Origin of the sequence: Lentibacter algarum (assembly GCF_040580765.1) — a bacterium.
Taxonomy (GTDB): Bacteria; Pseudomonadota; Alphaproteobacteria; order Rhodobacterales; family Rhodobacteraceae; genus Lentibacter; species Lentibacter algarum.
Genome location: NZ_CP158687.1, coordinates 1,812,681 through 1,823,989 on the forward strand (window position 1 = coordinate 1,812,681; position 11,309 = coordinate 1,823,989).

The 11,309-nt window shown below is 55.1% G+C and carries 10 protein-coding genes; 5 read left to right on the forward strand and 5 right to left on the reverse strand.

Going from position 1 to position 11,309, the window contains the following annotated elements; all coding sequences use genetic code 11:
- Nucleotides 1-36: 36 nt before the first annotated feature.
- The gene (locus DSM117340_RS08805) at nt 37-1,176 is read right to left on the reverse strand and encodes an aminotransferase class I/II-fold pyridoxal phosphate-dependent enzyme (protein ID WP_089890291.1); all 1,140 of its coding nucleotides are present in this window, start codon (nt 1,174-1,176) and stop codon (nt 37-39) included.
- Nucleotides 1,177-1,230: 54 nt separating this feature from the next.
- Between DSM117340_RS08805 and DSM117340_RS08810 the strand changes: the two genes are divergently transcribed.
- Genes DSM117340_RS08810 through DSM117340_RS08820 form a run of 3 tightly spaced genes read left to right on the forward strand, consistent with a single transcriptional unit; the run spans nt 1,231 to nt 3,778 of the window.
- The gene (locus DSM117340_RS08810; protein WP_089890288.1) at nt 1,231-2,565 is read left to right on the forward strand and encodes a M48 family metalloprotease; all 1,335 of its coding nucleotides are present in this window, start codon (nt 1,231-1,233) and stop codon (nt 2,563-2,565) included.
- On the forward strand, nt 2,562-3,311 hold the full coding sequence (locus DSM117340_RS08815; RefSeq protein ID WP_089890285.1) for a DsbA family protein: 750 nt from the start codon (nt 2,562-2,564) through the stop codon (nt 3,309-3,311). Before DSM117340_RS08810 ends, DSM117340_RS08815 begins: the two co-directional genes overlap by 4 nt.
- The gene (locus tag DSM117340_RS08820) at nt 3,308-3,778 is read left to right on the forward strand and encodes a hypothetical protein (RefSeq protein WP_089890282.1); all 471 of its coding nucleotides are present in this window, start codon (nt 3,308-3,310) and stop codon (nt 3,776-3,778) included. Before DSM117340_RS08815 ends, DSM117340_RS08820 begins: the two co-directional genes overlap by 4 nt.
- Here DSM117340_RS08820 and ispG read toward each other — a convergent pair.
- The 3 genes from ispG to hemA all read right to left on the reverse strand — a co-directional run bounded on the left by ispG (nt 3,775) and on the right by hemA (nt 7,853).
- Entirely contained in the window at nt 3,775-4,896 is a 1,122-nt protein-coding gene (gene ispG, locus DSM117340_RS08825) for a flavodoxin-dependent (E)-4-hydroxy-3-methylbut-2-enyl-diphosphate synthase (RefSeq protein WP_089890279.1), read from the reverse strand. The genes DSM117340_RS08820 and ispG overlap by 4 nt on opposite strands.
- A 72-nt stretch (nt 4,897-4,968) precedes the next feature.
- Nucleotides 4,969-6,519 (reverse strand): helix-turn-helix domain-containing protein, encoded by a 1,551-nt coding sequence (locus DSM117340_RS08830; RefSeq protein ID WP_089890277.1) that lies wholly within the window; start codon nt 6,517-6,519, stop codon nt 4,969-4,971.
- A gap of 110 nt (nt 6,520-6,629) precedes the next feature.
- A complete protein-coding gene (gene hemA, locus DSM117340_RS08835; RefSeq protein ID WP_089890275.1) occupies nt 6,630-7,853 on the reverse strand; it encodes a 5-aminolevulinate synthase in 1,224 nt (407 codons plus the stop codon).
- A gap of 255 nt (nt 7,854-8,108) precedes the next feature.
- Here hemA and DSM117340_RS08840 point away from each other — a divergent pair, with 255 nt between their 5' ends.
- Nucleotides 8,109-9,485, forward strand: a complete 1,377-nt coding sequence (locus tag DSM117340_RS08840) for a dipeptidase (RefSeq protein ID WP_089891584.1) — start codon at nt 8,109-8,111, stop codon at nt 9,483-9,485.
- A complete protein-coding gene (locus tag DSM117340_RS08845; RefSeq protein ID WP_089890272.1) occupies nt 9,482-10,330 on the forward strand; it encodes an alpha/beta hydrolase in 849 nt (282 codons plus the stop codon). Before DSM117340_RS08840 ends, DSM117340_RS08845 begins: the two co-directional genes overlap by 4 nt.
- A gap of 71 nt (nt 10,331-10,401) precedes the next feature.
- Here the strand turns inward: DSM117340_RS08845 and cysE are convergent, their stop codons facing one another.
- Nucleotides 10,402-11,217: a serine O-acetyltransferase gene (cysE, locus tag DSM117340_RS08850; RefSeq protein ID WP_089890268.1), complete on the reverse strand. Its 816-nt coding sequence runs from the start codon at nt 11,215-11,217 to the stop codon at nt 10,402-10,404.
- Nucleotides 11,218-11,309: the final 92 nt, after the last annotated feature.

An 11,309-nucleotide genomic window follows, 5' to 3' on the forward strand; every position in this document is an offset into this window, starting at 1 on the left:
CTAAGCATAGCGCCAAAGCCCCCCTCAGGGAAGCTTCTATCTGTCAAAATACGCTTTGAGCCGTAGCAAACCTTCGCGGATCTCTTCAGTTGAGCGCGCATATGACAAGCGCAGTGTCGTTTGTCCTCGTTCAGGATCAAAATCGATACCAGGCGTCACAGCAACACCAGCTTTTGCGAGTATGTCAGAGGCCAGCGCACGACTATCATTGGTGAGATGGCTCACATCTACATAAATGTAAAACGCCCCATCAGGTGGAGCGAAGTTGCTCAAGCCCACCTTGGGGAGCTCTACAATCATCAGATCTCTATTGGCCTTATAGACTGCCAAATTCGCCTCAAGCTCTTCAGTACACCCGAAAGCAGCGAGCGCCGCGACTTGGCTGGCATGCGGTGCGCAGATAAACATATTCTGCGCCAGCCTCTCGATCAGACGTACGTGCTCCTCAGGTACAACCATCCAGCCAATGCGCCAGCCTGTCATAGAAAAATACTTGGAGAATGAGTTAATCACATAGCACTCATCAGTAAGCTCAAGTGCCGAGACAGCCTCACCTTCATACTCAATACCCTGATATATTTCGTCCGAAATAAAAGCTGTTTCGCTCTCAGCACAGGCATCAATAAGGGCCTGCATCGCCTCACGTGTCAGCATCGTGCCGGAAGGGTTTGCTGGCGAAGCCACAAGAAGGCCGTCAAGTTCAAGCCCCGCAAAGTCACTCGGCACAGGCTGAAAGCGGTTTTCAGCGCTTGTCGGCAATCCGACGGGCTTCACATCTAGCGCTTTCAGGATCTGGCGATAGCTCGGATACCCGGGCTCCCCAAGGCCAACCCGCGCGCCCGCTTCAAAGAGCGCGGTGAAGGCCAATATGAACGCCCCAGAGGACCCAGACGTGATAATCACACGCTCGGGAGACAAGTTCACACCATGTTTGTCATGGTAATGCTGGGCAATACGCGCCCTCAACTCGGGCAGCCCAAGTGCAACCGAGTACCCAAGCGGCGAGGCCTCCATTGCCTCAGTCAAATGCGCCCGCGCACCTCTGGGCGCAGCCGTACCGGGCTGACCCACTTCCATATGGATGATCGAGCGCCCTGCAGCCTCCGCAGCACGGGCCTCCTCCATGACGTCCATCACAATAAAGGGATCAACCGCGCCGCGCCTTGAGTTCCGCATAACTTTTCTCCTATTCTCTCTCCAAGCTTTTGGAGCGGGTGTCAGGTAAGGTCAATGCAACGCAGTTTGAAATCAACGCTGGCCGCATGCCTGATGGTGGCTCTCACGGCATCTCATGCATGGGCTGTATCGCTGTTGCGTGATCCTGATATCGAACAGAGTCTCAAACAGCTGGCCACCCCCGTGCTCAATGCAGCAGGCTTACCCGCTGGGCGCATGTCCGTTCTTGTCGTCGATGACTCCTCACTCAATGCCTTCGTGATTGACCGCGAACATATCTTTATTCACGCAGGGCTTTTGCTCAAACTCGAAACAGCAGAGCAGCTCCAGTCCGTCATTGCGCATGAGGCTGCTCATATCGCCAACGGTCATTTGGCCCGACGCCCTGCCAACGCGCGCGCAGCTCAAAGCCTTGCCGCCTTCGGGCTCGCTTTAGCCGCCGCAGCAGGCGCGGCTGGTGGCTCCGAGGCTGGTGCCGCAATCGGGATCGGCATGCAAAGCGCAGCACAACGCTCGTTTTTCTCCCATACACGCGCCGAGGAAGCTTCAGCAGATCAGTCAGCCATCCGCTACCTGACACGCGCAGGCGTTGATCCGGCAGGCTCAGTTGAAGTGATGGACATCTTTGCTGGTCAAGACTTGCTCTCAGCTGGCCGGCAAGATCCATACGCTCGCTCACATCCGTTGTCGCGTGACCGCCTGCGCGCAATGCAAGCAGCCACCTCAGCTTACCAAGGCCAGTTTGCGAGCAACCCAACTGCAAATTACTGGTTTGCCCGCGCCAAGGGAAAACTAGGCGCATTTTACCGCGCCCCAAAATGGACACTGCGCCGAGCAGGTGACAGTGGACATAAAGACGTCGCACAAATGCGCAAAGCCATAGCTTGGCATCGGTCAGGCAAAGGCAGTGACGCCCTCAAGACAATGGCGAGCTTGATTGCAGCCGCTCCAAATGATCCATACCTGCATGAACTTCACGGCCAAATACTCTTGGAGCAGCGCCAATATAATGCGGCCCTCTCCGCCTATTCAAAAGCCGTGGCACTTGCTCCAAGAAACGCCCTGATCGTAGGGCAATATGGACATGCTCTGCTGGTCTCAGGCAATCCCAAAGCCGCCCTGCCCCATCTTGAACGCTCCGCCAATATTGAGCAGCGCGATGCCCGCGTCTTGCGGGATCTTGGTGGCGCATACGCCCAATTGGGCAATGCAGGGATGGCCTCATTGCTGACAGCTGAGCGGTATGCACTGCTCGGTCGGCCAAAAGACGCCACGATCCACGCCAAGCGCGCATTTGACCTGCTCAAACGCGGCTCCCCTGGTTGGCAACGCGCACAGGATGTGCTCTTTGCCTCAGAAAGCGCCATAAATTCACGGAGAAAGAAATGACAAAAACAACAGCAGCCTTTGCTCTTATGGCAAGCCTTACAACAAGCCCACTTGCAGCGCTTGATCTCGCAGCGATGACGGCTGCCGAGCGCGCAGCCTTCCAAAACGAAATTCGCACCTACCTTCTGGAAAACCCAGAAGTGATAATGGAAGCCGTCGCTGTTTTGGAAGAACGTCAGGCAGGGCAGCAAGCCGACGCTGACGCCTCACTTGTTCAGGTGAACGGTGCTGATCTTTTTGAGGATGCCAATTCTTTTGTGGGCGGAAACCTAGAAGGCGACCTGACACTGGTCGAGTTCGTCGACTATCGCTGCGGCTACTGTCGCAAAGCCCACGACGAAGTCGCCCAGCTTATTGAGGCAGATGGAAACATTCGATTTATCGTTAAGGAATTCCCAATCTTGGGCGAAGCCTCGGTTGTGTCCTCGCGCTTTGCTGTTGCCACCAAATTGGTCGCAGGCGATGAGGCCTATAAAGCCGTCTCAGATGCATTGATCACATTGAAATCAGACGTTGAGGAGACGGTGTTGAGGGCCTTGGCGAGCTCCCTTTCGCTCGATCCCGACGCAATCCTTGCGAAGATGGAGAGCGACGAGGTGACAGCGGTCATCGCTGAAAACCGCGCTCTTGGGCAGCGCCTCAATATTTCAGGAACACCGACCTTTGTAATGGGGGACCAAATCTTGCGCGGCTACATGCCACTTGCCCAAATGCAGGAGATCGCAGAAGACATTCGCTCCGAATGAAAAAGAGCCTCTGCGCAGCGCTAGCGTTTTTCGCAGCACCTGTGTCTTCGCAGACCGACTTTACGGCGCTCTCCTATGGGGAGCGCCGTTTATTTGGAGAAGAGGTGCGCTCCGTCTTACTCGCACACCCAGAAATCGTAGAGCGAGCTCTGACACCGCAGCCTTATGCAGACGAAATAAACTCAGATCTTGCTTTGATCAGGCTCCACGGGCCAACGCTGTTTGCTGGCCACGATATAGCACTCTTTGTCAGTTCAGACTGTGCAGTATGTGCACGCGCGGAAAAAGAGCTCACGACCCTAGCCCAAGCACAAGGCTTGAGTATCAACGTCCTGATCCTGGAACGGCACCCTAGCCTGCAAGCCGCTCTCGAAATCGACAGTTTGCCGTTTTATGTGCTGCCCGACAAAATGTTACGCGGTATGATGCCCGCAACCGTCCTACGGCGGTTTTTAAGCGGCCTTTAAGCCTCGCTTGTAGCGTCCAGCTCCGCAGCACGCTTCTCAACAAGATCAACGATGTGGTCGACCATATCATAGTTACCAAGCTTGTGATCCTGCTTGCCCGCCATATAGACCATTCCAGTCCCGGCGCCTGCGCCACCACCAGTAAAGCCGACATCAGTCATCAGGGCCTCACCTGGACCGTTCACAACACAGCCAATAATCGAGAGGCTCATAGGTGTTTTGATATGCTCTAGCCTTTTTTCCAAAGCCTCGACAGTCTTGATCACATCAAACCCCTGCCGCGCACAGGACGGGCAGGAAATAATGTTCACACCTCTATGGCGCAGCCCAAGCGACTTTAAAATCTCATAGCCAACTTTCACCTCTTCGATTGGATCAGCCGAGAGAGACACACGGATCGTGTCACCAATACCCATCCACAGCAGACTACCCATACCAATCGATGATTTAATCGTGCCAGAGGTCAGCCCACCGGCTTCTGTGATCCCAAGGTGAATAGGCGCATCGGTAGCATCAGCAAGCTGCTGATAGGCTGCTGCAGCCATAAAGACATCCGAGGCTTTGACAGAGATTTTGAACTCGTGAAAGTCGTGGTCTTGAAGGATTTTGATATGATCAAGCCCACTCTCAACCATGGCATCAGGGCAAGGCTCTCCGTACTTATCTAAGAGGTGCTTTTCAAGGCTACCGGCATTTACACCGATGCGGATCGAGCAATTGTGGTCTCGCGCAGCGCGGATCACTTCCGCCACGCGCTTCTCGTCACCAATGTTACCTGGGTTGATACGCAGACAGGCAGCACCAGCTTCCGCAGCTTCAATCCCGCGTTTGTAGTGAAAGTGAATATCCGCCACAATCGGAACAGGGCTCTCGCGCACAATTTCCTTAAGCGCTTTGGCACTGTCCTCATCTGGCACAGACACCCGTACGATATCTGCCCCAGCTTCTGCCGCAGCCTGTACCTGCGCTATCGTCGCTTTGGCGTCCGTCGTAAGCGTATTGGTCATTGTTTGAACCGAGATCGGCGCGTCCCCGCCAACAGGGACATTACCCACCATAATCTGACGGCTTTTACGGCGATAAATATTGCGCCACGGGCGAATGGGGTTCAAAGACATTGGGGCCTCATGCTCAGGAAGTCAGATACAGCTGAGACATAGGGAGAAAGCAGCGTCAGTGCAATGTGTGGCTTAGTCTCTCAACACACCAAATGCACCGTCCGCGTCGATCTGCGCCACTGCACGCGCCAAAGGCTCGATCGCCTCCCAGTCGGCTTGGCTCAGCTCCGCGGTCAACGTTTCGGCAGTCAGCTGCAGATTGTCCGCGACCGCGCCACGTGCACCATACGGCCCGTAGGTGTTTCCATTTGCGGCAAAGTAGACCGCGCCGGCATCACCTGCACGAATGGTGGCTGGTTCACTTGTTTGAGGCACAGTGTAAAAATCGCCGGGCTGCATCACAGCTTCATGAAGGATCGTTCCTGACGCCGCCTTCACACGAAGCCAAACTTCACGTGTTGCAATAACTGTCACCACACCCTGCTGTTGCTCAAATACCTGAGGGACAGCCGCTGTCTCTGTCGGAAGTGTTCCTCCAAGGTCCGCAAGCACCGCTGACAAATCACTGTCACGCGCAATATTGGCCTCTGGCAACGCAGCACTCACATCAGCTGAGGCCAATGAGAAACTTTCCGTGATCGCGCCGCGCGGACCAGTCGGCCCATAGGTTTTGCCATCTACGATGTAATAAATTGAGCCGCTCTCACCCACACGAATGGTCGCCGGCGTCTCGCTGTTTTCTTGTGGAACATCGAAGGTTTCACCAGCATTCAAAATGCCGCTGAACAACTCTGTTCCTTCGCCGTCGCGAATACGGACCCAAGCAGGGCGCGCAGCCACGACACGCACACCTTCTGTAATCAAAGCGGTCGCTTCAAACCCAGAATCCGAACTTACCTCCGGTAAGCGTGCAAAAGTCCCGTTCTCATCAGGGCGCAACGTCGCAATCGGCGCATCCCTTGCCACGAGCACAGGCACATCAAGTGCCTGCGGACGATAGAGACGATCAAAGCTATCAGCCGCTGCCGTCAGCTCTGGGCTAGTGTCGCCAAGCTCTGGCGCATTATTTTGTCCAGCTTGTGCCAACGGATCAAGATCGGCCAAAACATCGGGGGTATTCTCTACAGGCGAAAGCTGAACGCGCTGCACCTCGTTGAGAACCGTCCAACCGCCAAAACCAAGCGCACCGACCAAAGCAACCAAAACGAGAAGTGAGCCCACGGCTCCCGGCTCGATGCGAGAAAATATCGATTCAGCCCCTGGTGCAAAAGGGGTTGCCCCGTCAAACATCGGGTCTCGATCTGTACGTTTGTTCTGCTTTTTGGGCTGTGTTTCTTTTCGAACAGACGAAGCCGCGTCAGACATCCCATGCGCCGTCGTAAACCCGCTTTCGGCACAGAAGGCTGCAAAAGCACGATCAGGGTCCATGCCAAGATAGCGTGCATAAGAGCGCACGTAGCCAGCAATAAAACCAGGGGTGTCAAAAGCGTCTGGGTCAGCATTTTCAATCGCTGCGATATAGCTGGCCTTGATCCGGAGTTCGCGCTGGACATCAAGTAGCGATTTGCCCATCGTGGCACGCTCGCCGCGCATGATATCACCAAGCCGCAGCTGAAAATCATCGAACCAGCGCGGTTCGACGTTCTCACTTGCATCGCTGCGCTTGTTTTTGCGCCTGATCATGCGTGCTGCCCCTATCGCCTATAGCGAATCGCGCTGCGAAAGCAGCGGCTTGCCCTTTTCTTTGTACGTTTTTTAGCACATCTCAAGTAGCAATGCACGAAACAGTGCGTTTAGCCCGCCAATTCGGCGCGATTCAGCGCACAATGAGCCCACAACTCATCCATAGCGTTTACCAGCTTATCCATTTCCCGTGGTCCGTGCACAGGAGACGGTGTAAAGCGCAAACGCTCGGTGCCACGCGGCACTGTCGGGAAGTTGATTGGCTGAACATAAATCCCGAAGCTCTCCAAAAGCATATCAGAAAGCGCCTTGGTGTGCACAGGGTCGCCCACGATCACAGGCACAATATGGCTGCCGTGGTCGATGATGGGCAGCCCCATCCCCTTCAGCCGCAGCTTCAGTTTAGCTGCTTGTTCCTGATGCTTCTCGCGCAAGCTTTGATCCTGCTTCAGGTGCGCAACAGAAGCCGCCGCGCCCGCCGCGATTGCAGGCGGCAAGGATGTCGTAAAGATAAAGCCCGGTGCATAAGAACGGATTGCGTCACACATTTTGTCAGAGGCAGCAATATAGCCCCCCATAACACCATAGGCCTTCGCCAATGTGCCGTTGATGATATCGATACGGTTCATCAAGCCTTGCTGCTCAGCCACACCAGCACCGCGGGGACCGTACATGCCAACAGCGTGCACTTCGTCAATATAGGTCATTGCGCCGAATTCATCAGCCAGATCACAAATCTCTTTGATAGGACCAAAATCGCCATCCATCGAATAAATCGATTCGAACGCAATCAGTTTCGGCGCCGCGGGATCGTCTGCCTCGAGCTTGGCCCGCAAATCAGCAAGATCATTGTGTTTGAAAATTCGCTTCGCACCACCATTGCGGCGCACACCTTCGATCATGGACGCATGGTTCAGCGCATCAGAGTAAATAATCAGACCAGGAAATAGCTTTGGCAAAGTGCTCAATGTCGCATCGTTGGCGATATAGGCCGAAGTAAAGACAAGAGCCGCCTCTTTGCCATGCAAATCCGCAAGTTCCGCCTCAAGACGCTTATGATACACTGTGGTACCAGAGATATTGCGTGTCCCGCCAGAGCCTGCACCGGTGGCTTCAATAGCCTCATGCATAGCCGCCATAACAGCAGGATGCTGCCCCATACCGAGGTAATCATTCCCACACCAAACAGTGATCGGGGTCTCAGAGCCGTCAGGCTTACGCCATGTCGCATGGGGGAACTGCCCCTGCTTGCGCTCAATGTCGATAAAGGTCCTGTATCGGCCCTCTTCGTGCAATTTGTTCAGCGCTTCGTCGAGCTTGGCAGAATAATCCACGCGCGATCCCCTTTTGGTCTTTTTGTCCTGCGGTCGCAGTGTGCGAGCAGATTCCCGTATTCACAATAGTGAATAACTCTACATCGCGCCACCCTAGAGCGACAGGCTACATTTTGCCGCGTGCTTCTTATTTGACGCAGATCAAGAAAACCAGCTTTTCTGTTACATCTTTTCGCGACTGGACATTGCCATCCCCAGAGTTACGGTTGCGTTAAATCCAAATCACGCCAAGGAGCGCCCATGTCTGTCCAAACCGTGTCTCTCAAATCCGTACTCGACCAGATCGACAACAACCTCCCTGCTGCAACAGACCGCTTGCTAGAGCTTCTGCGCATTCCTTCTGTCTCGACAGACCCCGCTTTTGCGGCCCACTGCCAAACAGCAGCTGACTGGCTGGTTGCCGACCTTCAGAGTATTGGCGCTGAGGCTACAAAGCGTGACACACCCGGTCACCCGATGGTCGTCGGCCACGTCGCAGGCGAAGGCCCCCATATCCTGTTTTATGGTCATTACGATGTGCAACCAGTGGATCCACTCAATCTATGGGATCGCGACCCATTTGATCCCGCCATCGAAGAAACACCAGCAGGCCGCGTGATCCGCGGACGCGGTTCATCGGATGACAAAGGCCAACTTATGACTTTCGTCGAGGCCTGCCGCGCATGGCGCGAAGTCAATGGATCCCTGCCCTGTCAGATCACCTTCTTCTTTGAGGGCGAAGAGGAAAGCGGCTCTCCTTCGCTCATTCCCTTCATGAAGGAAAATGCCGAAGAGCTCACAGCCGACATCGCCCTCATCTGCGACACGGGGCTGTTTGAAAGCCGCGTCCCCGCGATCATCACCATGCTGCGCGGCCTCGCAGGTATAGAAGTGGAAATCACGGGCCCAGACCGCGATTTGCACTCAGGCATGTATGGCGGCCTCGTACGCAACCCCCTGCACGTGATGTCAAACATCATCGCAGGTCTTCATGACGAAACGGGCCGCATCACCCTTGATGGATTTTATGACGATGTCCCCGAACTCTCCGACGAAATCCGTGCACAATGGCAGGCGCTCAGCTTTGATCATGCCAAGTTCCTCGGCGACATCGGCCTGACAGAGCAAGGTGGCGAAGTCGACCGTACCCCGCTCGAAAAGCTCTGGTCCCGCCCAACCTGCGAAGTCAACGGCATGTGGGGCGGCTACACAGGCGACGGGTCAAAGACAGTTTTGCCCTCCAAAGCGCATGCAAAATTCACCTTCCGCCTCGTCGGTCAGCAAGACCCAGCCAAGATTGTCGCAGCGCTCAAGGCCTACGTCGAAGCCTCCGTGCCATCCGATTACAAAGTCAGCTATAAGGGTGACAAAGGTGCACCCGCTGCGCAGATGTCAGTCTCTCACCCCGCCTTCGAGCAAGCCCGCAAAGCTCTGTCTGATGAATGGCCAGATGCTGCCGCCTATGTCGGCTGTGGTGGATCGATCCCGATCGCGGGCTTTTTCAAAGATATCCTCAACATGGACGCCATGCTGATCGGCTTTGGTAAAGATGACGACCAAATCCACTCACCCAACGAAAAATATGACATGGAGAGCTTCCACAAAGGCATTCGCTCTTGGGCACGCGTCCTCGAAGAGATGACCAAAAAATGAAGCGCTTCGCAGGCTCGGACGCAGAGATCGCCTATAATGTAGAAGGCAGCGGCCCGCCGCTCCTTCTACTGCATGGCTTCCCCCAGACCCGCGCGATGTGGAGCACGATCGCACCGCTGCTGGCAAAGCACTTCACTGTCGTGACAGCTGATCTGCGCGGTTATGGCGCGTCCTCAAAGCCTGATGGCGTGTCTGCTTACTCTTTCCGCGCAATGGGCGGCGACATGTTGGAGCTTATGGCACATCTCGGTCACGAACGCTTCGCCCTCGTCGGCCATGACCGCGGCGCGCGCACAGCCCACCGTATGGCGCTAGATGCCCCAGCACGGCTCACAAAAATCGCGTTCTTGGATATTGTCCCGACCCATCTGCTCTTGAGTGAACTCACACCACAGGTCGCCAAAGGCTATTATCACTGGTTTTTTCTCGCCCAGCCTGCACCCTTCCCCGAAACTCTGATCAGCCATGATCCAGATCATTACTTCGAAAGCTGCCTGACAGGCTGGGGGTCCAATGTGCTCTCGGATTTTGCCCCTGATCAGCTCTCAGCCTACCGCGCAAGCTGGCGCAACCTCGAAACAATTACCGCCATGTGCAACGACTATCGCGCAGCGCTCGAGATTGACTTCGCTCTTGATGAGGCCGACTTGGGGCGCCAGCTTGACATACCCGCACTCATCCTCTTTGGCGCAGACGGGCCAATGGCCAAAGCCTATGATGTGCTGGGGACATGGCAGGACAGGTTTTCAAACGTCACAGGCAAAGGGATGCCAGGTGGTCATTTCTTCCCAGACACCGCACCTGAAGAGACGGCAGGAGCGCTTCTATCTTTCCTAATGCCCTGAATATACTCGGGGTTTGCGGACGATCCTCAAACAAACCTGTCGGCCAGAGGCACTCTTCTGACTACAGCAGATCAGTCGTCAAATCCGCGCTCAATCACTTGGTTCATCGTCTGTGACGGCGTCGCACAGCCTGCTTCTCCCACGATGCGCGCAGGCACACCTGCAACCGTTTTCTTTGCTGGAATATCTTCCAGCACAACAGAACCCGCCGCGATCCGCGAGCAATTGCCCACCTTGATGTTTCCGAGCACTTTTGCCCCCGCACCGATCAAGACTCCATCGCCAATCTTAGGGTGGCGGTCTTCTTCTTCCTTGCCCGTTCCGCCAAGCGTCACGGAATGCAGCATCGAGACATTGTCGCCCACAACCGCAGTTTCCCCGATGACGATCGAATGTGCGTGATCAATCATGATGCCTTTGCCGATCCTGGCTCCGGGGTGAATATCAATGCCAAAAGCCTCAGAGCTGCGCATCTGAAAGAAATAAGCGAGGTCTTTATGCCCCTCCCGCCAGAGCCAGTTTGAAATACGGTAGCCCTGGACCGCCTGAAACCCCTTGAAAAACAGGATCGGCTGCAAAAAACGGTGGCATGCGGGGTCGCGATCATAGACCGCAACGATATCTGCGCGCGCACTCATCGCAAGACTCTCATCCGCGCCATAAGCCTCATCACAAATCTCTCGTAGGATTTGCTCGGACATCTCGCTTGAGGCAAGTTTCGTCGAAATACGATAAGCCAGCGCCTTCTCGATCGAGTTGTGATGCAGAATACACGCGTGCACGAGCCCGCCCAAAAGAGGCTCAGCCTTTACAGCCTCCTCGGCTTCACCCCTGATTTGTGCCCAGACAGGATCGAGCTTTGCGAGGTTGGTTTTGAGCTGCGGCATGACAGTATCCTTTGCGCTTGCCTCCCCAATATAACGCCAACCGTACGAGAGTGACAAACCCAAATCCCTGCAACCCAAATGTGCACAAACGC

What these genes read in the sequence shown, in the direction of transcription:
- cysE (WP_089890268.1), bottom strand. Translation starts at nt 11,217, where the DNA reads ATGCCGCAGCTCAAAACCAACCTCGCAAAGCTCGATCCTGTCTGGGCA.
- DSM117340_RS08815 (WP_089890285.1), top strand. Translation starts at nt 2,562, where the DNA reads ATGACAAAAACAACAGCAGCCTTTGCTCTTATGGCAAGCCTTACAACA.
- DSM117340_RS08805 (WP_089890291.1), bottom strand. Translation starts at nt 1,176, where the DNA reads ATGCGGAACTCAAGGCGCGGCGCGGTTGATCCCTTTATTGTGATGGAC.
- DSM117340_RS08845 (WP_089890272.1), top strand. Translation starts at nt 9,482, where the DNA reads ATGAAGCGCTTCGCAGGCTCGGACGCAGAGATCGCCTATAATGTAGAA.
- ispG (WP_089890279.1), bottom strand. Translation starts at nt 4,896, where the DNA reads ATGTCTTTGAACCCCATTCGCCCGTGGCGCAATATTTATCGCCGTAAA.
- DSM117340_RS08830 (WP_089890277.1), bottom strand. Translation starts at nt 6,519, where the DNA reads ATGATCAGGCGCAAAAACAAGCGCAGCGATGCAAGTGAGAACGTCGAA.
- DSM117340_RS08810 (WP_089890288.1), top strand. Translation starts at nt 1,231, where the DNA reads ATGCAACGCAGTTTGAAATCAACGCTGGCCGCATGCCTGATGGTGGCT.
- DSM117340_RS08820 (WP_089890282.1), top strand. Translation starts at nt 3,308, where the DNA reads ATGAAAAAGAGCCTCTGCGCAGCGCTAGCGTTTTTCGCAGCACCTGTG.